Here is a 24834-nt window from a genome sequence, read left to right on the forward strand (position 1 = left end):
GAACGCGTCGCAGGCCTCGTCCAGCTCAACGTCAACCTTGCCGACAACCGCGAACTCGACGGCCTCGTCCGGGCGCTGGACGGGCGTTTCGTGCCGCCCTCCCCCTCCGGCGACCTCCTGCGCACGCCGGACCTTTTGCCCACGGGCCGCAACATCCACGGCTTCGATCCCTTCGGCATTCCGAGCGCCTTTGCCGTACAGGATGGCGAGCGGCAGGCCGCGCGCGTGCTCGACCGGTTTCTGAAGACCGAGGGACGCCTGCCGGAAACGGTAGCCGTCGTGCTCTGGGGGACGGATAATCTCAAGACCGGGGGCGCACCGCTCGCCCAGGCCATGGCCCTGATGGGCGCCAGGCCCCGGCTCGATGCCTATAACCGCGTCTGCGGCGCGGTGCTCATCCCGCTCGAGGAGCTGAAGCGGCCGCGCATCGATGCCGTCATGACGCTGTCGGGCATCTTCCGCGACCTCCTGCCGATCCAGGCGAGCATGCTGGCAGAGGCGAGCAGCCTTGCGGCGCTGGCCGACGAGCCGGTGGAGATGAACTTCATCCGCAAACATGCGCTCGCCTATGCGAGCACCCATGGCTGCGATGTCGAGGCGGCCGCCTACCGCGTCTTTTCCAATGCCAACGGTGCCTATGGCGCCAACGTCAACATGCTGATCGCCTCGTCTGCCTGGACAGACGACGAGGAGATCGCCGACACCTATACGAGCCGCAAGAGCTTCGCCATCGACAGCAAGGGCAAGACGAGCCAGCAGGCCGAGGTGCTGGATGCCGTGCTCGGCGGCGTCGACATGGCCTATCAGAACCTCGATTCCGTCGAGGTCGGCGTTACCACCATCGAACATTACTTCGACACGCTGGGCGGGCTGACGCGGGCCGTCATGAAGGCGCGCGGCGAGACGGCACTGCCGGTCTTCATTTCCGACCAGACGCAAGGCGAGGGCAAGGTGCGCACGCTCGGCGAACAGGTGGCACTGGAGGCCCGCACCCGTACGCTGAACCCCAAATGGTTCGAGGGCATGCTGAAGCACGGCTACGAGGGCGTGCGCCATATCGAGGCGCAGGTGACCAACACGCTCGGCTGGTCGGCAACGACGGGGGGCGTCGAGCCCTGGGTCTACCAGCAGATGACCGAGACCTTCATGCTCGACCCCTTCATGCGCCGGCGCCTTGCCGCGCTCAATCCGGCTGCGGCGGCCAAGGTCGCCTCGCGCCTGATCGAAGCCCAGGAGCGCCGCTTCTGGGAGCCGGATGCGCAAACGCTAGAGGCGCTGCGCCTTGCCGGCGAGGAACTGGAAGACCGGCTGGAAGGCCTGGTCAGGGAGGCTGCCCAATGAACATCTTCACCCACCCCAAGACGAGCGAGCGGGATCTGAGGCTCAAGGCCGCCGCGCTCGGCCGGGGCGAAGACGGTGACGGGAGCGTGCAGGTCCATCTCGACCCCACCGCAGACCTCGACGGCGCGAAGGTCTTTGCCATCTACGGCAAGGGCGGCATCGGCAAGTCGACGACCTCGTCCAACCTCTCGGTGGCCTTCTCCAAGCTCGGCAAGCGCGTGCTGCAGATCGGCTGCGACCCCAAGCATGACAGCACCTTCACGCTCACCAAAAGCCTGATCCCGACCGTCATCGACGTGCTGGAAAAGGCCGACTTCCACACCGAGGAGCTGCGGCCCGAGGATTACGTGGTCGAGGGCTATAATGGCGTGCAGTGCATCGAGGCGGGCGGCCCGCCGGCCGGCACGGGCTGCGGTGGCTATGTGGTGGGGCAGACGGTGAAGCTCCTGAAGGAGCATCACCTGCTCGACGACACCGATGTCGTGATCTTCGACGTGCTGGGCGACGTCGTGTGCGGTGGCTTTGCCGCGCCGCTCCAGCATGCCGAACGCGCGGTGGTGGTCGCCGCCAACGATTTCGATTCCATCTTCGCCATGAACCGCATCGTCTCGGCCATCAAGGCGAAGGCGAAGAATTATGACGTGCGCCTCGGCGGCGTCATCGCCAACCGCTCGCGCGAGACCGATCAGATCGACCGCTACAATGCCGCGATCGGCCTCAAGCGCCTCGCCCATGTGCCCGACTCCGACCACGTGCGCCTCAGCCGCCTGAAGAAAAGCACGCTCTTCGAGATGGGCGACAGCCCGGAGATCCTGGCCATCCAGCGCGAATACATGCAGCTCGCCGAGCGGCTGTGGGCCGGCGTGCCCGGCCTTTCGGCCGAGCCGATGAAGGACCGGCAGATCTTCGATTTTCTCGGTTTCGAATGAGAACAGGAAAGCAGTCCGCCATGAGCCATGCCGACCACATTGCCGATTACAGGCGCCGCACCGGGGAGATCGAGCACTATTTCGATCGCACGGCGCTGGATGCCTGGAAGCGGCTGACCAGCACCGAGCCGGTCGGTGGCATTCGCGCCACGGTGCGCCGCGGCCGCGACACCATGCGCGCCACCCTGCTCGACTGGCTGCCGCAGGACCTTTCCGGCTGGCGCATCCTCGATGCGGGCTGCGGCTCGGGTGTCCTGTCGCTGGAGCTTCTGGCCCGCGGCGCGGATGTGCTCGGCGTCGATCTCTCCGCGCAGATGGTGGAGCACGCCCGCGAGCGCGGGGAGGCGGCCGTGAAGGCCATGGGTGGCCGGCCGGGGAGCCTGCGCTTCGAGAGCGGCGACATGCTCGACACCCGCCATGGCAGCTTCGACGCCATCGTCGCGATGGATGTGCTGATCCACTACCGCGCCGCCGATGCCACCCGCATCCTCGAACGCATGGCGGCGCGCACCTCCCACACGCTCCTCTTCACGCTGGCGCCGGGATCGCGGCTCCTGCGCGCCATGCTCGCGACCGGCCGGATCTTCCCGCGCGGCAACCGCGCCCCTGCCCTCTATCCGGTCGCGCCCGAGCACCTCGTCTCCGGCCTCGTCAGCCGACCCGAAATGGCCGGCTGGGCAGGCGGGCGTAGCGCGCGCGTCTCGATCGGCTTTTATACCTCGCAGGCCATGGAGGTGAGGCGCCCATGAGCCGGATCCTCGCCCATCGCAAGCTCGTCACGGTCTGGCAGAAGCTCGGCACGCGCTTCCTGCCCTTTGCCGATGCCGCGACGGTCGATCTTCCGCTCGGGCGCCTGCTCCGCCTCTCGCTGTTCCAGGTCTCGGCCGGCTGCATCATGGTGCTGCTCAATGGCACGCTGAACCGCGTGCTGATCGTCGAACTCGGCGTGCCCGTCGCGCTCGTCTCCGCCGTCATCGCTATTCCCGTGCTCGCGGCGCCGCTGCGACTGTTCTTCGGCTACCGCTCCGACACCTACCGCTCCGTGCTCGGCTGGCGGCGCGTGCCCTATGTGTGGATGGGCAGCATGCTGCAGTTCGGCGGCCTCGCGATCATGCCCTTTGCGCTGCTCCTGCTGCAATCCCAGACCGTCGGGCCGGAATGGGCGGGCGCGGCCGGCGCGTGCCTTGCCTTCATCCTCTGCGGCTTCGGCCTGCACATGGCGCAGACGGCGGGGCTCGCGCTCGCAAGCGATCTCGCGCCGGAAGACAAGCGCCCGCGCGTCGTGGCCCTCCTCTATCTCATGCTGCTCGCCGGCATGATGGCGGCCTCGGCCTTCTACAGCGTCGCGCTCACCGATTTCACGGCCGTACAGCTCATCCAGGTCATCCAGGGCACGGCGGTGCTGACGCTGGTGCTCAACGTCATCGCCATGTGGAAGCAGGAGGCGCGCAACCCGCGCCTGACCGCCGCCGACCGGAAAGTGCCGGGATTCTTCGAGGCGCTGTCAGCCTATCGCAGCGATCCCGGCGTGACCCGGCTGCTCGTCGCTGTCGCCATCGGCTCCATGGCCTTTTCCATGCAGGACATCCTGCTCGAACCCTATGGCGGCGAGATCCTCGGCATGCCGGTCGGACGCACCACGCTGCTGACGGGCCTGTGGGCGGCCGGCGCCATGCTCGGCTTCATGCTTGCCGCCCGCAGCCTGCAACGCGGCGGCGCGGTGCATCGCATCGCGGCGCGGGGCCTCATGATCGGCATCGCCGCCTTCAGCGCCATCATCTTTGCCGAGCCCATGGCCTTCGACGCTCTCTTCTACATGGGCGCGGCCGCAATCGGGCTCGGCAACGGCCTTTTCTCGGTCGGCACGCTGCTGGCCGCCATGGCGGTGTCGCGTCGCGCCGACAGCGGCGTCGTCGTCGGCGCCTGGGGCGCGGTGCAGGCGACTGCCATCGGCACGGCCCTGCTTCTCGCCGGCTTCATCAAGAATGTCGTCAATGCGCTGGCGCTCTCCGGCGCGCTGGGTCTCGCCATGCTGACGCCGGCCTCCGGCTATCTCGTCGTCTACGGGCTGGAGATCGTCCTTCTGTTTTTCTGCCTTGCGGTGATCGGCCCCCTGTGTGGCGCCCGCACTGGCTCGCATGAACGCACTGAAACCCGTTTCGGCCTGGCAGACATGCCCGGCTGACCGCCATCATTTGGGGAGGCTTATATGACCGGATCTCTCGTCGGCAGCATGGATGTGGCGCAGGTGGTGCTCTACGCCTTCTGGCTCTTCTTTGCCGGGCTCATCTGGTATCTGCGCCAGGAGGATCGCCGCGAAGGCTATCCGCTCGAGGAAGACGCCACGGGCCGCTACAACAAGCATCCCTTCCTCTTCGTCCCGCCGAAGAAGACCTTCGTGCTGCCGCACGGCCAGGGCACGCATGCCGTGCCGGACTTCGTGCGCGACACCCGCACCCTATCGGCCCGCCGCATCGCCAAGGCCCCGGGCTCGCCGATCGAGCCGGTCGGCAATCCGCTGCTGGCCGGCGTCGGGCCGGGCTCCTGGGCGGAACGCGCCGAGCGTCCCGACATGACCGCCCATGGCGATGCCCGCATCGTGCCGCTCAGGGTGGCCGAAGGCTTTGGCATTGCCGAGGGCCAGAAGGATCCGCGCGGCCTGCCGGTCGTCGGCTGTGACCGGCGCGATGCGGGTATCGTCACGGATGTCTGGGTCGACCGCGCCGAGCAGCTCCTGCGCTACTACGAGGTGACGCTGGCCGAGGGCGGGCGAAGCGTGCTGCTGCCCAACAATTTCGTCGTCTTCCAGACCGTGCGCGGCCGCCGGCAGATTTTCGTCCACGCCATCACCGCCGCCCAGTTCGCCGACGTGCCCGCCACGGCCGCGCCGGAGACGGTGACGCTGCGCGAGGAAGACCGCATCGTCGCCTATTTCGGCGCTGGCCTCCTCTACGCGACCCGCGACAGACAGGAGCCGCTGCTGTGAAACAGTTCGTCGTCCGCGAGCATGAGATCGAGCCGGTTCCGGGCCTTCCGGGCACGCTTCCGGCCGGGGAGCGCATTCTCTGGCAGGGACGCCCCAGCGCCCGGCTCGTCGCCCGCCATAGCCTGAAGAACATCTATCTCGCCGCCTATTTCGTCATTCTCGCCGTCTGGGCCATCGCCGCCGGCCTTTCGGATGGCCAGCCGGTCGGCGGCATCCTGTTTGCCGTGGCGGTGCTGACGGCGATCGGTGCCCTCCTGATCGGCCTTGTCGAGCTCTTTGCCTGGGGCGTCGAGCGCACCACGCTCTACACCATCACCTCGGAGCGTCTCGTGATGCGCTTTGGCGTGGCGCTCTCCATGACGCTGAACCTTCCCTATCGCCGGATCAATGCGGTCTCGATGGCACCGCGCGGCAAGCGGGGCGGCACGATCGCCATCGCGCTCCTGCCGGGCCATCGCCTTTCTTGGCTGGTGCAATGGCCGCATGTGCGCGGCTGGCGCTTTTCAGAGCCGCAGCCGGCGCTGATCTGCCTTGATGACGCCGCCGGCGTTGCCGAAATCCTGGCGCGGGCCGTCATCGCCTGGCGCAACAGCCCGGCCGGTGCCCATGGGAAGACGGGTGTCGCCCGTCCGCTTGAGCCGGTGATCGACGCGCCCGACTACCTGCCCGGCGGCCATGCCGCCGCGGCGGAATAGGAGGCACGCCATGACCTCCGCCCTCAGCCTCGGCTATCTCGACAAGCGCCGCCCCGGAAAGACCGCGCGCATTCCGACGCCGCTGATCGTGGCCGCTATCGGCCTGCTCTTCTTTGCCACCGGCGCGGTTCTCTTCGGCCAGACCACCGGCCGCGGCCTTGTCAGGGTTGACAATGGCCGTGCGGTCGCCGTGCGCGATATCGTCATCGGCCGTGGCACCGGCGATGTCGTGACCGTCACCGACGCGCGCACTGGCGAGCGGATCGCCGCCTATGCGAAGGATACGGGCGGCTTCGTGCGCGGCTCGCTGCGCGCCTTCGAGCGCATGCGCCAGATATCGGTCGTGCCCGTCGAAACGCCCTATCGCCTCATCCGCTGGGAAAGCGGCCATGTCAGCCTATCGGATACGGCGACGGGCGAACGCATCACGCTCGAAGCATTCGGCCGGGACAATGCAGCAGCCTTTGCCGCCCTGCTCGGCAACCAAGGAGGATCCCGCCCATGATGTCACCGCTCACCGCGCTTTTTGCCCTGATGCGCCGACGCGAGACCGTCGACTGCACCGTGGAGATCAACAACACCTTCGAGGCGCTCGGCGCCCATCTGCGCTTCGACAACGGGGTCGTCGTGCATCCCGGCGACGAAGTGCAGGTGCACGGCGCGCCCGTGCAGATCCCCTATGGCCAGTGCCGCAATTTCCGCCGCAAGGCGACGATCACGCGCGCCGGCGCGCTCGAGCGGGCATGGACCCGCGCCACCGGTGATCTCGACATGATGGAACTGTGCGAATTCAGCTTCACGGAAAGGGCCCTGTCATGAACAACCACGTTTCCACCAGCGACCTTCACGATCATGAACCGGCCATCGAGGACCGCCTTGCGGGCGTCAACGACACGACCCGCAGCGCGCTCGTTTCCACCATGCTGACGCCGCGCTTCTACACGACCGATTTCGAGGAGATGGACCGGATCAATGTCGAGCCCGTCCGCGCCGAATGGGACGTCCTGATCGCGCAGATGAAGAGCGACCCGAACCGCGGCCACTTCAAGCGCAATGCCGACTGGGAAGACATCGACATCGACGCGCTGCCGGATGGCCTGCGCGAGGAGTTCATCGACTTCCTCGTTTCCTCGCTCACCTCGGAATTTTCCGGCTGCGTGCTCTACAAGGAGATGAAGCGGCGCGGCAAGAACCAGGAGATCTGCGAACTCTTCGGCTATATGAGCCGCGACGAATCCCGCCATGCCGGCTTCATCAACGATGCGCTGAAGGAGTTCGGCATCGGCGTGAACATGGGCTTCCTCGCCAAGGCCAAGAAGTACACCTTCTTCAAGCCGAAGTTCATCTATTACGCCACCTATCTCTCCGAGAAGATCGGCTACGCCCGCTACATCACCATCTTCCGGCATCTGGAAAAGCACCCCGAACAGCGCTTCCACCCGATCTTCAAGTGGTTCCGCGAGTGGTGCAATGACGAGTTCTCCCACGGCGAGGCCTTCTCGCTGATCATCCGCTCCGACATAAAGCTGATGCAGGGCGTCAACCGCTACTGGATCAAGTTCTTCCTGCTCGCCGTCTTCGCCACAATGTATGTGCGCGATCACATGCGCCCGGCCTTCCACGCCGCGCTCGGCGTCGATATCGACGATTACGACATGCGTGTCTTCCGCCTGACGTCGGAAATCTCCCGCCAGTGCTTCCCGCTGGTGCTCGACCTCGACAATCCCGCCATGCGTGCCGGCTTCCGGCGCATGGAGCGCATCAACCGCAAGATGATCGCCGCCACGCAGGCCGGCGGTATCGGCGGGCGGCTGCGCAAGGGCTTCTGGACGCTGGCGGCCGCCGCCAATTTCTGTCGCATGTATGCGATCCCGACCAAGGAGAACGCCATTCCCGCCACCTCCCGCCTCCAGCCGGTCTGGTAGGCGGTGATGGCTTTTTCGCACCCGCTCGTCGTCGTCCTCGTCGCCATCGGCGTCTGGTGGCTGTCCACCGGGCTGGTGCTGGCCATGGTCAACCGCACGGAGCGGGGCGGCTGGCGGGCGCGGCAGGTGCTGCCGGTGATGACGCTCGCGGGCGGGCTCGGCGTGGTGCTGATGGTCTTCGGCGGGGCGGAGCGCACGCCGCTCGGCTCCTATGCCGGCTTCTTCGGCGCCCTGCTCGTCTGGGCCTGGCACGAGGCGGCGTTCCTCACCGGCGCGCTGACGGGCCGGCGCCGGGGCGAGTGCCCGCCGGGGCTTAAGGGTCTCAAACGCTTCAAGGCCGCTTTCGAGGCGGTCTGCGACCATGAGATCGCCATCCTCGTCACCGCGCTTGTCCTGTATCTTCTGCTGTACGATGCCGACAACCGCTTCGGGCTCGCCACCTTCGGCCTGCTCTGGGGCATGCGCATATCGGCGAAGCTGTTGATTTTCCTCGGCGCGCCGCACGCCGTCAGCGAGTTGATGCCGCGGCCGATCGCGCATCTGAAGACCTATTTCAAGACCGACCGCATCGCGCCGATCTTCCCGCTTCTGATGGTGGCGGCGACGGGCCTGTTCGCGGTGCTGGTGATCGGCGCCATGAGCGCCAGCGACGCCCATTCGCTGGTCGGCCATATTCTTCTGGCGAGCTTCATGGCGCTCGCCATTCTCGAACATCTCATTCTCGTGCTGCCGGTGTCGGACACGGCGCTGTGGCGCTGGGCCATGCCGCGAAAGGCAAAGCCCGTGCCCACCGTGCTGGTGGTGAGCGGGCGCGAGCCGGCGGCCGAGGCCCGCACCGAACGGATTTTATGAAGGGGGCGCTCCCCTTCCCGCCACGGGTGGAGGGGAACACAGCGTCCGACATGACAGGGGAGGAAAGGCAGATGGATATCAACCAGCACATGGCGTCGGCTCTCGATGAGCTGCGCACCGCCGGCAATTATCGCGTTTTCGCGGAGCTCGAACGCCAGTGCACGGCGTTTCCGAAAGCCAGCATCCACACGGCCGAGGGGGTCGGCGAGGTCACCGTCTGGTGCTCCAACGACTATCTCGGCATGGGCCAGAATCCCATCGTCACCGATCGCATGATCGAGATCATCCGCAAATGCGGCGCCGGCGCCGGCGGCACCCGCAACATCTCCGGCTCCAACCACCACCATGTGCTCCTGGAGCGGGAGTTGGCCGATCTGCACGGCAAGGAAGCGGCGCTGATCTTTACCTCCGGCTACGTCTCCAACTGGGCAGCACTCGGCACGCTCTTGTCGAAGATCCCCGGTATCATCGTCTATTCCGATGCGCTGAACCATGCCTCGATGATCGAGGGCATCCGCGCTTCGGGTTGCACGCGCCGCATCTTCCGACACAACGACTATGGCCACCTGCGCATGCTGATGGCCGCCGATGATCCGGCCGCGCCGAAGCTGGTGGCCTTCGAATCCGTCTATTCCATGGATGGCGATATCTCGCCGATCCGCGAGATCTGCGATGTCGCCGACGAATTCGGCGCAATGACCTATCTCGACGAGGTGCATGCCGTCGGCATGTATGGCCCGCGCGGCGATGGCGTGGCGGCCCGCGAGGGGCTGATGCATCGCCTGACGGTGATCGAGGGCACGCTCGGCAAGGCCTATGGCGTCATGGGCGGCTATATCGCGGCCTCGGCGACGCTGGTCGATTTCGTCCGTTCGTTTGCGTCAGGGTTCATCTTCACGACCGCCATTCCGCCGGCACTCGCCGCCGCCGCAACGGCCTCGATCCGGCATCTGAAGGAAAGCCAGGTGGAGCGCGCCGAACATCGCGCCACTGTCGCCAAGGTGCGTGCGGCGCTGGACAGGCGCGGCATTCCGCACATGGCCAATGCCAGCCACATCGTGCCGGTGATGGTCGGCAATGCCGCCAAGTGCAAGTGGATCTCCGACGTGCTGCTGAATGATTTCGGCATCTATGTGCAGCCGATCAACTATCCGACGGTCGCCGTCGGCACGGAGCGGCTACGCATCACGCCGACCCCGCTGCACAGCGACGCTGACATCCGCCATCTGGCCGAAGCGCTCTGTTCGCTCTGGTCGCAATGTGCGCTCGCCCGCCGCGTCGCCTGAGATTTGGCCTTTGCCGGAAAGAGGCGTATGAGGGGCCCGTCGCCGGCCCCTCCCCTTGCGGGGCCTCCCCTTTTCCGGGGCCATGACACGAAAGAACAGACCATGCCGCGCCCGACTGCCCCCGTCATCATCCCTGCCGTTGCCGGCGACGGCGCGCTCTTTCCGATCGAGAAGATGAAGGCGCATGTGGACGGTCAGCTGCATCTCGCCGTCTCGGTCTTCGTCTTCGACGGCGAGCACCTGCTGCTGCAGCGCCGGGCGGCGGCGAAATATCACTGCGGCGGGCTTTGGGCCAACACCTGCTGCACCCATCCCAACTGGCGCGAAACGCTGGAGGCGGCGGCCGGCCGGCGGCTGACGGAAGAGCTCGGCTTCACCCTGCCGCTCGCCCGCCACGCCACCGTCGATTACGCCGCCGATGTCGGCAACGGCCTCAGCGAACACGAGCGCGTCACCCTCTTCAGCGCTACCGCCGACCGGCACAGGCTGGCCATCGCACCCCATCCGGACGAAGTCTCCGAGACGCGCTGGATCACCCGCGACGACCTCGCCGCCGAGATATCCGCCTTCCCCGAGCGCTTCACGCCGTGGCTGCGCATCTACCTCGCCCGCTTCCCCGGCCTGCACCTGCCACCCACCCGCCTCGCGGGGTGACGGGGGAGACTTTGACAGAGGGAAGACGCCGTTATACTATTTTCAATAAATCAGTATAACGGCGCGACGCGCGGATGGACGCTCCGATGAAGACCATCGATCTCATGTACCGCACGCTCTATGCGGAGCTGACACAGCGGGCGATGGATGAGCGGTTTATCAGCGAATTCAGCACCCGCGGCCGCTTCGTCCGGGTCAAGGTGAAGGACCGGGATTACTGGTATTTCGACCTGCCCGGCGAGAATGGCCGTCAGACACGCAAATATGTTGGCCCCGATGCCGATCCGGATATTCGAAGCCGCGTCGAGCGGTTCGCGGAACTCAAGGCCGATGCCCGCCAGCGCCGACGGTTTGTCACCACGCTGAAGCGGGAGGCGCGGCTTCCCGGCCCGGAACCTTTTACCGGCGAAATCATCGAGGCGCTGGCCAGGGCGGGCTTCTTCCGGCTGCGCGGCGTGCTGATCGGCACTGTCGCCTATCAGTGCTACCCCGCCTATCTCGGTATCCACCTGCCTTCGACCTCGATGCGCACGGCGGATGCGGATTTCGCGCAGTTCCACTCGATCTCTGTCGCCATTGAGGACCAGACCGCGCCGATCGGTGACGTCTTGCGGACCGTCGACCCGAGTTTTACCGAGGTGATGAGCCCGATGGATGGGCGGCGCCATATGATGTTCCGCAACCGGGATGGCTACAAGGTCGAGTTCCTGACCCCAAACACCTCCAGCGACGATTACCAGGGGCAGCCGGCCACCATGCCGGCGCTGGGCGACACGGGCGCGCAGCCCATCCGCTTCCTCGATTTCCTGATCTACCAGCCGGTTCTCGTCACGCTGCTGCATGGGTCCGGCGTGCCGATCCTCATTCCCGCGCCGGAGCGCTTCGCCGTGCACAAGCTGATCGTGGCGGCGCGCCGGGGAACTGAGGATGGCGGCGCTGCCAAGCGGGAGAAGGATGTCATGCAAGCCCTCACTCTCATGGAAGCCCTCATCGCCACCCGCCGCGCCGGCGACCTTGCCGATGCCTTTGACGAAGCGCGCGAACGGGGCGAGGCGTGGCGGGAGGCGCTCGCGAAAGGACTCGACATGATCGAGGATCGGGAGCGGCTGATGGCGGTGGTACAGGCGCTCGATGCGGCGTTGAAGGCGATCGGCGCTGGGCCCGTGATGCGGGACGGAGCGTCCGTGTGACGGCGTTATACTGGATTGAAGATTTCAGTATAACGCTTGATATTGCAAGCTTTCCGCCGTCCACCCTTCCTTGTCCGTCGATGATTGCGACTGCAAACAGCAAGGCCGCGCCTGAAGTTGCAGGGCGCGGCCTTTGTCAGCTTGTCTTGACGTCCCGGCTCAGTTCGTCGCCGCCGGCGCGGGCAGCGTCGTCGGGCCGTCGGCGCCCATGACTTGGGTCTTGCCGGGCTCGTACTTGGTATAGTCGGGCACGGCCGTGTCGCCCTTTTTGCCCAGCGCGTCCACATAGTCCTTCAGCATCGAAACGCCGTAGAGCGGCTTTTGCACGCCGTTGTGGCAGGTGAAGCAGCCGACCTTCAGCACGTCGCCTTCCGGTCCCTTGCGGTTGGCGGGGAAGACCGGGTCAAGGCCGGTCATGTAGGTGGCGTTAATGTCGCGGGTCATGCGGATGCCGTGCCAGGCGGTCACGCGTTGCGGCGGGCTCTGGTCCCAGTCGTTGAAGGCGCGGGAATTGTGGCAGGTGACGCAGTTGACGCCGAGGGATTCCGACATGTGGATCATCAGCGACCAGGTCTTCTCGGTCTCCTTGGTGCCGGCCGTCGAGGTGCCGCTCGGCAGGGCCGTGGTGGCGTGCACGCGGATCGGTTCGTTGCCGAGGAGGTAGGCGGCCAGCGCGTTCTGCGGCAGCGAGGTATTGCCGGCCAGCGCGGAGGCGACGTTCTGGCCGTCGCGGTCCTGGGTCATGTTGCCGGCCGGCTTCGGCTCCAGACTGGTGCTCCAGACATTGGCGGGCACGGCATTGCCGCGGTGACAGGTGTAGCAGGTGACGCCGGTGGCGCCGACATGCGGCGTCCAGTCGACATTGATCGCCTGCGTCATCTGGATCATGCGCCGGGCCACGACCTTGGTGTAGACTTCGTCCGACGCCATGTTTTCCGGATTGTGGCAGTAGTTGCAGCCCTGCTCTTCCGGCGCGATCCACGCGGTGATGGCGGCCATGGCCTGGTTAAACTGGTCGTCGGAGAGTTCGCCGAGAACCTGGACGTTCTGGTAGATGTTCTTGGCCTTTTCGCCGGCGGGATCGGGCACCCATGGCGGATCGGGCACGACGTTGGCCGCCTTCAGCGCCTCCTGGGTCTCGACATCCCGGTGAAGGACCATGCCGGTGCCGCGATAGCCGAGCTGGGTCGATTCCACCGGGGGCGCATCCCAGCCGGCACCCACGAAGCTTGCGATGGTCAGGAGCGTCCCGGCGGAGACGGCGAAGGGGATCCACAGTTTCATCGTCGTTCTCCTTACAGCGCCGGATCGACGACGCCGGGCCACATTTGCGGCAGCGGCGAGACGAGGCCGTGATTGACGCCCCACAGGTACCAGTTGTCGACCACCGTGCCGGTCAGCAGGATGCCGATGCCGCCGGTCAGCGGGGTCAGGATCGCGAACCACCAGGCCCAGCGGTGCACGGATTCCATCGTGGCGTTGAAGCCCATGGTCCAGCGCCAGAAGAGGGCGGCGCGCTCGGAGGCCGTGCCGCGGTCGGTGATCTGCTCCAACTCGCGCTCGCCGCCATATTTGCCGACGGCCAGGATCGTCGCGCCGTGCATGGCAAACAGCAGCACGGAGCCATAGAGGAAGACGATCGAGAGGCAGTGGAACGGGTTGTAGTAGAGATTGCCGTAGCGGATCGACAGCGCTGCGGTCCAGTCGAGATGCGGGAAGATGCCAAAGGGCACGGCTTCGGAGAAGTTGCCCATCAGCAGCGGGCGGATGAAGCCGAGCACCAGGAAGAGCCAGATGGCCGAGGCAAAGGCCCAGGCCACATGCATGCCGAGCTCCAGCTGCCGGGCGCGGCGGTAGATGCGCACCCACCATAAAATGACCGACAGCGTCAGGAAGAAGCCGGCGATCAGCCACCAGCCGCCTTCGGCGAGCGGCGGCAGAACTTTCAGCCCGTATTTGGCAGGCGGCGGCTCCAGCCCCAGCCAGAAGAGCTGGCGCACGAACTGGATCGGATCCCAGCCGACGGAGGCGAACATGTTGAGGCCGATGATCTCGAAGGCGATGAAGCCGAAGACCAGCGAGAGCGTACCGAGATAGCCGAGATAGATCGGGCCGATCTGGGCATTGCCGATGATGCCGAAGAGGCGCACGAAAAAAGCCTTGCCGGTGCGCGGACTGTCGCCGCGCGGCAGCGGCATGCCCTCTTCGATCGGGCCTGATATCTGGATCGGCGTGATGATGTTCTGATATTGCACCATGACGGTTTCCCCCTCACTTCCAGATCGGCAGCTCGAGCCACCAGTTCCACCATTCCGGCCAGCCGCGGTTCCAGAAGGGGCCGCTGATGACGATGCAGACAGCGCTCCAGAAACCGGCATTCAGCGCCAGGATCAAACCGAGACGGTGGATGCCGAGCGTGCCGATGGAGTAGCCGATGATGTCGCGGAAGAAGGTGTCTTCGTATTCCGGCGTCTTGACCTCGGCCTGCTGGCCGGGCGCATCGCGCGAGGCGCCGGGATTGGCCGCCGACAGGATGAGGCCGCCATGCAGGGAGAGTGCGAATGTCGTCGTGAAGAAGAACGACACGGCGATCATGTGGGCGGGATTATAGTGGAAATGCAGATACTGGTAGCCGACGTTCGACACCCAGTCGAGATGGCTGAAGATGCCGTAGGGGAAGCCGTAGCCCCAGGCGCCGAGCAGCAGCGGGCGGATGACGACCAGCGTCGCATAGGCAAAGATGGCAAAGGAAAAGGCGAAGGGCACGTGATAGCCCATGCCGAGCTTGCGGCAGATTTCCACCTCGCGCAGCGCCCAGGACGAGAAGGCGCCGAGCGCGCAGACGGTGATGATCTGCCAGAGCCCGCCTTCCTTCAGCGGCGCGAGCGCCAGCCCGTAGGAAATGTCGGGCGGGGCGATCGAGATCTGCCAGATGTTCCAGGTGGGACCGATGGCCGCGCCGTAGATGATCAGCGCCGTGCCCAAAATGGCGAAGAAGGCCGTGGTGACCCCGAAGAAGCCGACATAGAAGGGCCCGACCCAGAAATCGAACAGGTCGCCGCCGATCAGCGTGCCGCCGCGCACGCGGTATTTGCGTTCGAAACTCAGCAGCGCCATCAGGGGTTCCTCCTCGGGCCGTCCGCAGATTTTGGCGGTCGCCGCCGCGTCATTCGCGGAGCGTCCCGGCCGGTGTTCGGCGGCGGGCGGGGCCAGATGTCCGGCCGCGCCCGCTGCCCTCTTGGGGTTCAGCCGATGAGCCGCTGATCCTGATCGCTGCCGATGACGTGTTCGATCGCGCTGGTCTTCAGGGGCTTGCCCTCAAGCCAGTTGAACCGGTCCGTGCTCAACAGGATGAAATGGATCAGAATGGCGAGCGTGAACAGGAAGACGGACAGAGCAACCAGCGCCTTGCGCGGGTCGAACATCAGCCAGATTCTCCACATTGTCGCTCTCCTCAGGCCAGCATCGGCAGAAGCGCCTGGGCCGACTGGTTGATGTTCTCAAGGAACACATACCCTTCCGGCCCCGGGATCCAGGGACGCCACATCCAGACCAGGATGTGCGCGACGACAGCAATCGCCGTGAACATCAGGAAACCCTGGATGAAGAGCCCGTGGAACTCGCGCGCTTCGCTTTCGGTCAGACCCGAAAGTGAAACATTCGATGGATCAGCCATCAAACGCACCTCCTAGCCTCGAATACCGCGGCACCCCCGCGGCGGGGTTCCGGCAGACCGCGAGCGGCGCTGCCGGGGTCCTGACGGTGTCGAGAACACCGCCAAAGCTTGACAAGGTCACGCGTGGAAGGCGTAACCGACGGCCGCATAGGCCGAGGACCGGGCCTCGGCGAAGACCGATTGATCGGAAGACGCCGCCTTGCCGGAGGCGAACGCGGTGGCGCGCCTGGCCAGCGCCGCCATCAGGCAAAGCGGGTAGGAAATCAGGAAGAGTTGGCGCATCTCGATCCGCTCGGCGCGACGATCGAGATGGACGCTTCCGGCCGCGCCGGTGACTGCTGGTTTCTGGTGCATGGCATGCCCTCCTCGCGGCCCGTCGGGCCATCCGTGTTCCCTTGCCGGTCCGCTGATCACGCGGGCAGCGGCACTTTCGCGGCCCGCGCCACATGGGCGGGCGTCACTTCGCTGGCATCGGCCCTCTCGGCCTCGCGCTCGGCCGCATCGCGCAGCCGCTTGGCGGCGGAGATGCGCACCAGCACGGGTTCGTCGGCCATCTGTTTGTCGAAAAGCGACTGGGCCTCCGGCTGCCATGGAAACTCGCCGGAACGTCGCGCCGTCGTTGCTTCGATGGCGTCGAGTTCGCTGGCCTTCGGCAGGATCGAAAACAGCATGTCGAAGAGCGCATTGCAGACTTCCTGGATCAGCCAGGCCGCACCCGAATAGCCCATCACCGGCGTGCCGGTGTGGCGGCGCACCACGGCGCCGGGGAAGGAGAGCTGCACGAAGGTGGCCCGCGCATTGCGCTCAGCGAGATACATGCGCTCGTTGAAGGAGCCAAAGAGGATCATCGGCGGACGCTTGGCGACGAGCTCGGCGACAGCCGCATTGTCGGTCTTCTCGCCCGGACGGCGGGCGACGGCGAAGGTGCAGGGCAGGCCCATCTCGCCTTCGAGAAACTGCTGGACGCCGCGGGCATAGGTGTCGGTGGCGACGACCGCGAAGCTTGCGGTCGCGAAGAAATCCTGCGTCACCGAGCGCCAGAGATCCCACAGCGGCTTCAGCGTCGTGTGCTTCTCGCGCGTGATGAAAGGTTCCGGGTCGAGGCCGAGAAGCGCGCCGAGGCTGCGCAGGAAGGCAGTCGTCTGGTGGATGCCGATCGGCGCCTGCAGGTAGGGCCGGTCGAGGCTTTCGCAGAGCAGACGGCCGAATTCGCGGTAGAGACAGATGTTGACGTCTGCATCCGCCAGCTTGCGCACGTCTTCGAGATGGCTGCCAAGCGGGAAGATCATGTTGATCTCCGCGCCGATGCCTTCGACGAGCCTGCGGATTTCGGCAAGATCGGAGGGCATGTTGTAGGTGCCGTAGATCGGGCCGATGATGTTGACGCGGGGCTTTGCCCCCTCCGGCCGGCGGCGCGGGGCGGGCACCTTGCCGCCCTTTGGGCCGAATTCCGTCCACAGCCAGCGCAGCGCCCGGTCCGCGCTCTGCCACTGGTCCTCGTCGATGGTGCGCGGCAGGAAGCGCAGGATGTTGGAACCCTCCGGCGTCACGCCGCCGCCGATCATCTCGGCGATGGAGCCGGTGACGACCACGGCCGGCAGATCCGGATCGAGCGCGCGGCGCGCCCGTTTCATGGCGCCTTCCGTGCCGTGCTGGCCAAGTTCGTCCTCTGACAGACCGCTGACGACGATCGGCAATTCGTGCGGCGGCAGCGCGTCGGTGTAGTGCAGCACCGAGGTCACCGGCAGGTTCTCGCAGCCGACGGGGCCGTCGATGATGACCTGCAGGCCCTTGATCGCCGTGAAGGCATAGACGCTGCCCCAGTAGCCGCCGGCCCGGTCGTGGTCGAGGATCAGCATCCGACGCTCTCCCCGTTGTCGACCGCGTTCATCGACTTGCGCACCTTGGCCGCATAGGTCTTGCGGAAGCTGCCATGGTCCTTCGGCGTCTCCTGCCAGATGCCGGCCGTCTCGCCGGAGCCGACGCCGGCGAAGAAGGCATCCATGGCCTCGAACCGCGCCTTGTTGGCGATGGCGGCATTGATGACGTCGGGCAGCGAGCCCGCACCGGCCGGGCCCATCAGCGGGCGGGCCGAGATAAGATTGGTGAAATAGAGCGCCGGCGTTGCCGTCTCCTTGGCCTTCTGCACTATGGGCGTGGTGCCGATGGCGAGATCGGGCGAAAATTCGTGGTAGGCGTCGAGATCGTCTTCGAGCGAGGCGCGGAAACGCAGCTCGACGCCGTGGGCCGCGAGCCATTCGGCATCGGCGGCATTCCACGGCGTGCGCGGACAGGCCGTGCCGACATAGCGCAGATCCGCGCCAAGCTCGACCAGCAGGCGGCCGACGATGAGTTCGGAGCCCTCGTAGCCGGAGAGCGTGATGCGGCCGTCGATGCGCTTGGCCTGAAGGCTGGCGGAAATTGCGCCGCGCATGGCATTGCGGCTTTGGTCGATCCGGGCGCGGGGCACGCCGCAGGCCGAGCCGATGGCCGAGAGCCAGGCATCGGTGCCTTCGAGACCCACCGGCGCGGAGCCGACGACAGGACGTCCGGCGGCTTCGAATTCGCGGATGCTGGCGGTGTAGAAGGGATGGATGGCGGCGACTGCGGCGCAGTCGAGCGCGCCGTAGAGATCGCGCCATTCGCGCACCGGCACGGTCGGGCCGGCGGCAAGGCCCATCGGCTCCAGCATGGCGCCGATGACCATGGGGTCGGCCGGGAACATTTCGCCGAGCAGCGTGACGGTCGGGCGGTCGGTGGTCTGCTGGCGCGGGCGCTGCACGGGCCCGGCTTCAACCTCCTGCCGGGCATAGGCGAGCATGGCAGCCGAGAGCACGTCCTTGGCCTCCGCATGGGTCGGCACGCCGAAGCCGGGAACGTCGATGCCGACGATGCGCACGCCGGAAATTTCGCGCGGCAGCATCTTCAGCGGTACGCCGGATGCGGTGGGCACGCAAAGATTCGTGACGACGACGGCGTCGTATTTCTCCGGGTCCGCCATCTGGTGCACGGCCTCGACGATGTCCTCGAAGAGCTTGCCGGTGACCAGCGTTTCGGAACTGAAGGGCACGTAGCCGACGGAGCGTTTCGCGCCATAGAAATGCGAGGTGAAGGTCAGGCCGTAGACACAGCAGGCCGAGCCCGAAAGGATCGTCGCGACGCGGCGCATGCGCAACCCGACGCGCAGCGAGCCGAAGGCCGGGCACATGGATTGGGGCTGGTCGTGGGGACCCTTGGGATAATCGGCCTCGAAGCGATCCATCAGCGCACCGTTGCCGGCGGCGCGGGCTGCGGCACGCGAAAGCTCGGCGCCACTGTGGCAGGCGCCTTCCCCCGCCGCGTCGGAGGGGCCGGAGGCGTCGATTGGGGCCGTGTCGGCTACGTCGAAGGGCTTGAGGTCATCCATGATCAGGCTCTTCCGACCGTGTCGTAGATGACTTCGAGCGAGGGGCGCACGAGTTGGCCGGCGGCGCACATGTCGGCGGCGGTCGCCGGTTCCAGCCGGTAGTCGGCGCCCGTCTCGCTGGCGTCGAAAAGGGAAAGCAGGCCATCCTGGTCGAGCGGGCGCGGCAGCACCGGCGGGGCCTCGGCAAGGTTGATCGAGAGCGCCTCGAACAGCGGGCCCCAGCGATTGTCGGGCGTGCCGATGATCTGGTAGTTGGCGCTCTTGCGGCGGATGTCCTCATCCTGCGGGATGGCGGCGAGGACGGGAATGCCGACGGCTTCGGCAAAGGCCGCGGCCTCGCCCGTGCCGTCATCCTTGTTGATGACGAGTCCGGCGACGCCGACATTGCCGCCGAGATTGCGGAAATACTTCACCGCTGAACAGACATTGTTGGCGACGTAGAGCGACTGCAGGTCATTCGAGCCGACGACGACCACCTTCTGGCACATGTCGCGGGCGATCGGCAGGCCGAAGCCGCCGCACACGACGTCGCCGAGGAAGTCGAGCAGGACGTAATCGAAGTCCCAGTCGTGGAAGCCGAGCTTTTCCAGCGTCTCGAAACCGTGGATGATGCCGCGTCCGCCGCAGCCGCGACCGACTTCCGGGCCGCCGAGCTCCATGGCGAAGACGCCGTCGCGCTTGAAGCAGACGTCGGAGATCGAGACTTCCTGGCCCGCCGCCTTGCGCATCGAAGCGGTCTGGATGATCGTCGGGCAGGCCCGGCCGCCGAACAGCAGCGAGGTCGTGTCGCTCTTCGGATCGCAGCCGATCAGAAGCACCTTCTTGCCGAGCTGGGCGAGCATGTAGGAGAGGTTGGCGAGCGTGAAGCTCTTGCCGATCCCGCCCTTGCCGTAGATGGCGATGATCTGCGTTTCCTTCTTCACCGGGCCCGTTTCCGGCAGGTCCGGCTCGATCATGGCTTCTTCGCGCAGCTGATCATGCATCAGGTTGCGGCTGTCGAGGTCGAGGGTCATGCGGCGGTCCTCCAGTCGATCACCATTTTCAGGCAGTCGGCATCTTCGAATGCGGTGCGGTAGGCGGTTTGCGCCTTATCGGGCGTGGCGCGGTGGGTGATGAGACCTGCGAGCGACAGGCGCCCGACGGCAATGAGGGCCAGAACGGCGTCGACGTCTGCGGGCGTGAATTCGGCGGCGATCGACAGACGCAACTCTCGCATGAAGGCGGCGGTGAAGCCGAAATCGATGCGCGGGCCGTAAAAGCCGGCCAACACGATCTCTGCGGGCCGGGCAAGGCGCGGCACGATGCGGTCGATGAGGCCGGCATCGCCGCTGGCCTCGATGACGCCGGAAAGGCCGGTGCGGGTATCGTCTGCGGGGGCTGTGACGGCGTAGCCTTGGGCGCCCTGGCGGCGGGCCGGATTGATCTCCCAGACGACGGGTCCGGGCCGTCCGAGGGCCAGCAGCATCCGGGAGATCAGCCGGCCGAGCACGCCATGGCCAACGACAAGGTCGACCGGTCCGCCGGCGCGCGAGACGGCGTGATGGGCGGTGGCGGCGAGCGCCAGCAGCACCGCCTCCTCGCCCAGCGTCTCGGGAATGACGACGGTGCGCGGGCCGGGCACCACGAGGCGGGAGGCCGTCGCGCCGAACAGGCCGGCCGCCTCCTGATAGCAGGCTGCGCCGGGAACGAAGACGAGGCTTCCGACAGAGCGCCCCGACGACGCGCCGGCGGCAACGACGCGGCCAATCGATTCGTAACCGGGAACGAGCGGATAGGCGAGGCCCGGAAAGGCGGGCATGGCGCCGGTGAAGAGCAGCTTTTCGGTGCCTGTGGAGATGCCGGAGGCCACCGTCTCGACCACCACGTCGGCAGCGCCGGCGGCGTGGAGCGCCAGCCGTCGAACGGCGACACTGCCCGGTCTTTCGAAGATGACGCCTGCCGCCTCCATCATGTGCCTCCCCAGCACGGGTTCGTTCGAACTCCGACTGTCATCTTAGATTGACAGTCATGATCGTCAACTAGAATTTACACTTTTTAACGGTTTGGGAATTTGCCCGCTAGCGAATGGCGGTGAAAATGCCGGCAATCAGCCGGTTGGGAGAGGCAATCTCGCGGATGTCGCGGAAGCCGGCTGTGGCAAGGAGCGCCGAGATTTCGGCTGGGCTGCGGCAGCGACCGGAGCCCATGGCCAGGAAGTAAAGGCCGAAATAGGCCGAGGAGAGCCGTGCGCCCGCCTCTGCCCCGCGCATGGCCTCGGCGATGACGAGCCGGGTGCCGGGCTGCAGCGAACGGTGGAGATTGGCGAGGATGGCGCCGACGCGCTGATCGTCGTGGTCGCACAGGATGCGGATCAGCGTGACGCAATCGGCGTCGGCGGGCAGCAGGTCGCGGGCAAAATCGCCGCCGCTGGTCGAGGAGCGGGACGCAAGGCCGCCCGCCTGAAGCCTCTCCGCGCCCCGTTCGGCAACGGCGGGCAGATCGAAGAGGGAAAGGCGCAAGGCCGCATGACGCCGGCCGGCCGCGATCAGGAACGCCCCCTCTCCGCCCCCGACATCGAGCACTTGGCGATATACGCCGAAATCATGGGCATCCAGCAGGCAGGCGGCCATCATGGCCTGGCTCTCGCGCATCAGCGTCGAATAGGCCGCGACAGCCTCCGGTGGGAGCGCGCCGGGATCGGCACTGCGCGCATAGGCCCAGTAGCGGCCGAGCGCGGCCTCCCCGCCCGTGCCGGCCAGGAGCTGTTCGGGCTCCAGGAGATCGCGGTAGAACATGTCGTGGTGCAGCACCATGGCCGAAAGACCGCGGTCGCTCGCCAGCACGACGCCGGCATCGCCGAGCGCCCACAGGTCCGGCGCGGCCTCGATGGTCAGCCCGAGATCGGCATTGACGGTGAGCAGCAGCCGCGCGTGCTCGACCGGCAGCCCGAGGTGACGCGCAAGGGTGGCCGTGTCGGCGGGGCGCTCCAGCAGCGCGGCGTAGAGCCCGAGACGCACACTGGCCAAGAGAATCTGCGAATGGACGAAGCCGCTCATGAGGCTGAAGAGGCCGGCGGCGTTGCGGTTCGCGATGCCCCGGAGCAGCGGCAGGCGGGCGATCAGCCGGCGAAAGCCGGGCCGGGCGATCTGCCGATTGCGCCACAGCCGCAGCTTCAGGGACAGGGCGAGCGGCAGCGGGAGAGCCGGGCGCGGCCGGCCGGACGCCGCGTTGATTTCGCTCTCCTCGTGCGCCGCGACCATCGCGGTCAGGCCGCGCTGGCGGCGAGCTTCTTGGGCATCAGGCGCACGGCTTCGTTGCGGATCATGCCGCGTAGCGCCTCGGCGCCGGCGCAGTCCGGCACGCTGTCGGCGGCGGTGTCGACGAGGTCGCGCAGGTGTGCCATGGCACCGGCAACACCGCGCACGGCGACGATGTTGGGCCGGCCGTTTTTCTGGTCCTGATGGACGGGCTTGCCGATGGCGCTGTCACCATCGCCCAGCGCGTCATAAAGGTCGTCGGCCACCTGATAGGCCGAGCCGAGCGCATCGGCGAGCGTCAGCCAGTCCTGCGGGTGGCCGCCGGACGCGATCGCCCCGGCCGAGACGGCGCCGGCAAAGAGCGAAGCGGTTTTGGCGCGGTGATACTGGTCGATGTTGATCTCCGGCTCGCTTTCCCAGGCCTGGCCCGCCACGAGGCCGAAGGGCGCGCCGACGGCCTTGGCGATGGTGGCGATGAGCGGGCCGGTGAGGCGCGGCGCATGCACGGTCTCGCGCGCCAGCGTCTCAAAGGCCGCGACGATCAGCCCGTCGCCGACGAGCAGCGCGCTCGCCTCGCCGAATTCGGCCTGCACGGAGGCGCGGCCGCGGCGGATGGCGGCGTTGTCAAAGCAGGGCATGTCGTCATGCACCAGCGAGGCGCAGTGCAGAAGCTCGATGGCGGTGGAGGCCGCCGTTGCCGAAACGGGGTCGCGGTCGCCGCAGGCCGCGGCGACCGCGAGACACAGTCGTGGCCGGATGCGCGCGCCACCGGGAAACACCGCATGCTTCATGGCGCGGGCCAGGCGGGGCGGACATCCGCTGGCCGTTGCCATGCGCAACGCGTGCTGCATGCCGGTTTCGATACGCTCCGACAGATCCATGTCACCCTCCCTGCACAGAATGTCAAAATCAGTTGACGAAATTCTGTGTCAACATAAATTGACATAGACAAAGGGAATGTCAACGTGTCGGGAGGCGGTTTTGCCTGAAGGTCCGGACGAAACGGTGGTGGTGATCGGCGCCGGCATGGGCGGCCTTGCCGCGGCCATCCGTCTGGCGGCGGCCGGCCTTCGCGTCAGCATCGTCGAGGCGCGGCAAAGCCCCGGCGGCAAGCTGCGACAGGTGCCGGCCGGTCCCGCGTGGCTCGATGCCGGCCCGACCGTGCTGACCATGCGCTGGGTCTTCGACGACCTCCTCTCTGTCTGCGGCACAAGCCTTGCGGATGAAATCAGCCTGACGCGCGCCACCACACTCGCCCGCCACGTCTGGCGCGGCGGGCAGAGCCTCGATCTCTTCGCCGATGTCGCCGAAAGCCGCCGCGCCATTGCCGATTTCGCCGGGCGGCGGGAGGGCGAGGGCTTTTCCCGCTTTGCCGCGGACAGCGCGCGCATCTTCACGCTGCTCAAGGACACGTTCATCGACGCGACGCGGCCCAATCCCCTGTCGCTTTCGGCCCGCATCGGCCTGATGCGTCCCGGTGCGCTGCTGGCGCTGAGGCCCTTTTCGACGCTCTGGTCGGCGCTCTCGACCTATTTTGCCGATGAGCGCCTGCGCCAGCTTTTCGGCCGCTACGCTACCTATTGCGGCTCTTCGCCATTCGATGCGCCCGCTACGCTGATGCTGGTGGCGCATGTGGAGCAGGCGGGCGTCTGGATCGTCGAGGGCGGCATGCAGGCGCTGGCGCTCCGGCTGGCCGAGATCGCGGAAGGGCTCGGCGTCACCTTTCATTATGGCGAGCGGGTCAGCGCGATCCTGAAGGACAGCGCCGGGCAATCCGTTGCGGGCGTGCGGTGCGCCAGCGGCCGCGTGCTGCCGGCATCCGAAGTGATCTTCAACGGCGATGCGGCCGCGCTCCCGGGCCTGCTGGGGCGGCCAGCGGCGCGCCCACCCGCGCCGCCTTCCCTCTCCGCCCTGGTCGCCTGCACGCTGACGGCGCCGGAGCCGGGGCCGCTAGCCCATCACACCGTGCATTTTTCCGATGACTACCGCGGCGAGTTCGAAGCGATCTTCAAGCGGGGAGAGCCGCCCGCCGACCCGACCGTCTATCTCTGTGCGCCGGACCGCACGGCGGCGGGCGCGCGCCGGGCGGATGCGGCGGCGGACACGCCCGAACGGCTCTATGCGCTGATGAACATGCCCGCCAATGGCGACCGGCACAGCTATGACGAAAGCGAGATCGACCGATGCCTGAGCGCGATGGAGAGCCGGCTTTCGGCGAACGGATCGGCGCTGCGCTTCGACCGCAGCCGGATGACGGTGACGGCGCCGGATGGCTATTCCCGGCTCTTTCCGGCAACGGGCGGGGCGCTCTACGGCATGGCCTCGCATGGATGGGCGGCGTCCTTCCGCCGGCCGGGGGCGCGGACGGGCCTGAAGGGCCTTTATCTGGCGGGCGGCAGCATCCATCCGGGCCCGGGCGTGCCGATGGCGGCGCTCTCGGGCAAGATCGCGGCGGCGAGCCTGATGGCCGACCGACGTTCGGACGGCCCGTCGAGCCGGGTGGCTATCAGTGGTGGTATGCCGATGCGGTCAGCGACTGCGGCGCCTTTGCCCTGACGGTCATCGCCTTCGTCGGCTCGGTCTTCTCGCCCTATTACCACTGGTCGGGCCGCAAACGCCCGGAGAACCACGTCGCCTTCAACGTCGCTCTCTACACGC

The 24834-nt window shown here is 66.8% G+C and carries 26 protein-coding genes; 14 read left to right on the forward strand and 12 right to left on the reverse strand.

The features are described 5' to 3' along the window. The 13 genes from F3H41_RS19810 to F3H41_RS19870 all read left to right on the forward strand — a co-directional run. Positions 1-1341 (forward strand): cobaltochelatase subunit CobN (locus tag F3H41_RS19810; RefSeq protein WP_188129552.1); only part of this gene is annotated, 1341 nt, incomplete at its 5' end. Next, on the forward strand, positions 1338-2270 hold the full coding sequence (gene bchL, locus F3H41_RS19815) for a ferredoxin:protochlorophyllide reductase (ATP-dependent) iron-sulfur ATP-binding protein (RefSeq protein WP_149740427.1): 933 nt from the start codon (positions 1338-1340) through the stop codon (positions 2268-2270). The genes F3H41_RS19810 and bchL, both read left to right, overlap by 4 nt. Positions 2271-2290: 20 nt before the next feature. Beyond that, positions 2291-3019 (forward strand): magnesium protoporphyrin IX methyltransferase, encoded by a 729-nt coding sequence (bchM, locus tag F3H41_RS19820; RefSeq protein ID WP_149740428.1) that lies wholly within the window; start codon positions 2291-2293, stop codon positions 3017-3019. After that, complete coding sequence (locus F3H41_RS19825) at positions 3016-4455, forward strand: BCD family MFS transporter (protein ID WP_149740429.1); 1440 nt, start codon at positions 3016-3018, stop codon at positions 4453-4455. The genes bchM and F3H41_RS19825 overlap by 4 nt, the downstream gene beginning before the upstream one ends. A gap of 24 nt (positions 4456-4479) precedes the next feature. Continuing rightward, positions 4480-5256: a photosynthetic reaction center subunit H gene (gene puhA, locus F3H41_RS19830; protein ID WP_149740430.1), complete on the forward strand. Its 777-nt coding sequence runs from the start codon at positions 4480-4482 to the stop codon at positions 5254-5256. Next, positions 5253-5951 carry a photosynthetic complex putative assembly protein PuhB gene (gene puhB, locus F3H41_RS19835; protein ID WP_149740431.1) on the forward strand — a complete coding sequence of 233 codons (699 nt, stop codon included), beginning with the start codon at positions 5253-5255 and terminating at the stop codon, positions 5949-5951. The genes puhA and puhB overlap by 4 nt, the downstream gene beginning before the upstream one ends. 10 nt (positions 5952-5961) lie before the next feature. Further along, positions 5962-6456, forward strand: a complete 495-nt coding sequence (gene puhC, locus F3H41_RS19840) for a photosynthetic complex assembly protein PuhC (protein ID WP_149740432.1) — start codon at positions 5962-5964, stop codon at positions 6454-6456. Next, positions 6453-6770, forward strand: a complete 318-nt coding sequence (locus F3H41_RS19845) for a hypothetical protein (RefSeq protein ID WP_244616290.1) — start codon at positions 6453-6455, stop codon at positions 6768-6770. The genes puhC and F3H41_RS19845 overlap by 4 nt, the downstream gene beginning before the upstream one ends. Then, positions 6767-7876: a magnesium-protoporphyrin IX monomethyl ester (oxidative) cyclase gene (gene acsF / locus F3H41_RS19850; RefSeq protein ID WP_149740433.1), complete on the forward strand. Its 1110-nt coding sequence runs from the start codon at positions 6767-6769 to the stop codon at positions 7874-7876. Before F3H41_RS19845 ends, acsF begins: the two co-directional genes overlap by 4 nt. 6 nt (positions 7877-7882) lie before the next feature. Continuing rightward, a complete protein-coding gene (gene puhE, locus F3H41_RS19855) occupies positions 7883-8728 on the forward strand; it encodes a putative photosynthetic complex assembly protein PuhE (RefSeq protein ID WP_149740434.1) in 846 nt (281 codons plus the stop codon). 71 nt (positions 8729-8799) lie between these two features. Continuing rightward, positions 8800-10014: a 5-aminolevulinate synthase gene (hemA, locus tag F3H41_RS19860; protein WP_149740435.1), complete on the forward strand. Its 1215-nt coding sequence runs from the start codon at positions 8800-8802 to the stop codon at positions 10012-10014. Positions 10015-10116: 102 nt separating this feature from the next. After that, positions 10117-10668, forward strand: a complete 552-nt coding sequence (gene idi / locus F3H41_RS19865; RefSeq protein ID WP_149740436.1) for an isopentenyl-diphosphate delta-isomerase — start codon at positions 10117-10119, stop codon at positions 10666-10668. 86 nt (positions 10669-10754) lie between these two features. Then, positions 10755-11858 (forward strand): GSU2403 family nucleotidyltransferase fold protein, encoded by a 1104-nt coding sequence (locus F3H41_RS19870; protein ID WP_149740437.1) that lies wholly within the window; start codon positions 10755-10757, stop codon positions 11856-11858. Between the two features lie 159 nt (positions 11859-12017). On the opposite strand, the gene pufC is transcribed toward F3H41_RS19870, so the two are convergent. The 12 genes from pufC to F3H41_RS19930 form a co-directional block, all read right to left on the reverse strand. Next, a complete protein-coding gene (pufC, locus tag F3H41_RS19875; protein WP_149740438.1) occupies positions 12018-13142 on the reverse strand; it encodes a photosynthetic reaction center cytochrome PufC in 1125 nt (374 codons plus the stop codon). Positions 13143-13153: 11 nt separating this feature from the next. Continuing rightward, positions 13154-14116, reverse strand: coding sequence for a photosynthetic reaction center subunit M (pufM, locus tag F3H41_RS19880; protein ID WP_149740439.1), 963 nt, complete (start codon positions 14114-14116; stop codon positions 13154-13156). Positions 14117-14129: 13 nt separating this feature from the next. Further along, positions 14130-14975 carry a photosynthetic reaction center subunit L gene (gene pufL / locus F3H41_RS19885; protein ID WP_149740440.1) on the reverse strand — a complete coding sequence of 282 codons (846 nt, stop codon included), beginning with the start codon at positions 14973-14975 and terminating at the stop codon, positions 14130-14132. A gap of 128 nt (positions 14976-15103) precedes the next feature. Next, positions 15104-15301, reverse strand: coding sequence for a light-harvesting antenna LH1, alpha subunit (gene pufA, locus F3H41_RS19890; RefSeq protein ID WP_149740441.1), 198 nt, complete (start codon positions 15299-15301; stop codon positions 15104-15106). Positions 15302-15312: 11 nt separating this feature from the next. Then, on the reverse strand, positions 15313-15534 hold the full coding sequence (gene pufB, locus F3H41_RS19895) for a light-harvesting antenna LH1, beta subunit (protein WP_149740442.1): 222 nt from the start codon (positions 15532-15534) through the stop codon (positions 15313-15315). A gap of 117 nt (positions 15535-15651) precedes the next feature. Beyond that, a complete protein-coding gene (locus F3H41_RS19900; protein WP_149740443.1) occupies positions 15652-15888 on the reverse strand; it encodes a hypothetical protein in 237 nt (78 codons plus the stop codon). 56 nt (positions 15889-15944) lie between these two features. Continuing rightward, entirely contained in the window at positions 15945-17393 is a 1449-nt protein-coding gene (bchZ, locus tag F3H41_RS19905; protein WP_149740444.1) for a chlorophyllide a reductase subunit Z, read from the reverse strand. Then, positions 17387-18940 carry a chlorophyllide a reductase subunit Y gene (gene bchY, locus F3H41_RS19910; protein WP_149740445.1) on the reverse strand — a complete coding sequence of 518 codons (1554 nt, stop codon included), beginning with the start codon at positions 18938-18940 and terminating at the stop codon, positions 17387-17389. Before bchY ends, bchZ begins: the two co-directional genes overlap by 7 nt. A 2-nt stretch (positions 18941-18942) precedes the next feature. Further along, positions 18943-19953 (reverse strand): chlorophyllide a reductase iron protein subunit X, encoded by a 1011-nt coding sequence (locus F3H41_RS19915; RefSeq protein ID WP_188129553.1) that lies wholly within the window; start codon positions 19951-19953, stop codon positions 18943-18945. Continuing rightward, entirely contained in the window at positions 19950-20888 is a 939-nt protein-coding gene (gene bchC, locus F3H41_RS19920) for a chlorophyll synthesis pathway protein BchC (RefSeq protein WP_149740502.1), read from the reverse strand. The genes F3H41_RS19915 and bchC overlap by 4 nt, the downstream gene beginning before the upstream one ends. 109 nt (positions 20889-20997) lie before the next feature. Continuing rightward, positions 20998-22179 (reverse strand): methyltransferase, encoded by a 1182-nt coding sequence (locus F3H41_RS19925; RefSeq protein WP_149740446.1) that lies wholly within the window; start codon positions 22177-22179, stop codon positions 20998-21000. Between the two features lie 5 nt (positions 22180-22184). Then, positions 22185-23057: a polyprenyl synthetase family protein gene (locus F3H41_RS19930; protein ID WP_149740447.1), complete on the reverse strand. Its 873-nt coding sequence runs from the start codon at positions 23055-23057 to the stop codon at positions 22185-22187. Positions 23058-23157: 100 nt separating this feature from the next. On the opposite strand from F3H41_RS19930, the gene crtD reads away from it, so the two are divergent. Next, complete coding sequence (crtD, locus tag F3H41_RS19935) at positions 23158-24732, forward strand: 1-hydroxycarotenoid 3,4-desaturase CrtD (RefSeq protein WP_280177056.1); 1575 nt, start codon at positions 23158-23160, stop codon at positions 24730-24732. The last annotated feature ends 102 nt before the right edge of the window (positions 24733-24834 follow it).

The sequence above is a fragment of the Rhizobium sp. RU20A genome (assembly GCF_900155885.1).
Lineage (GTDB): Bacteria > Pseudomonadota > Alphaproteobacteria > Rhizobiales > Rhizobiaceae > RU20A.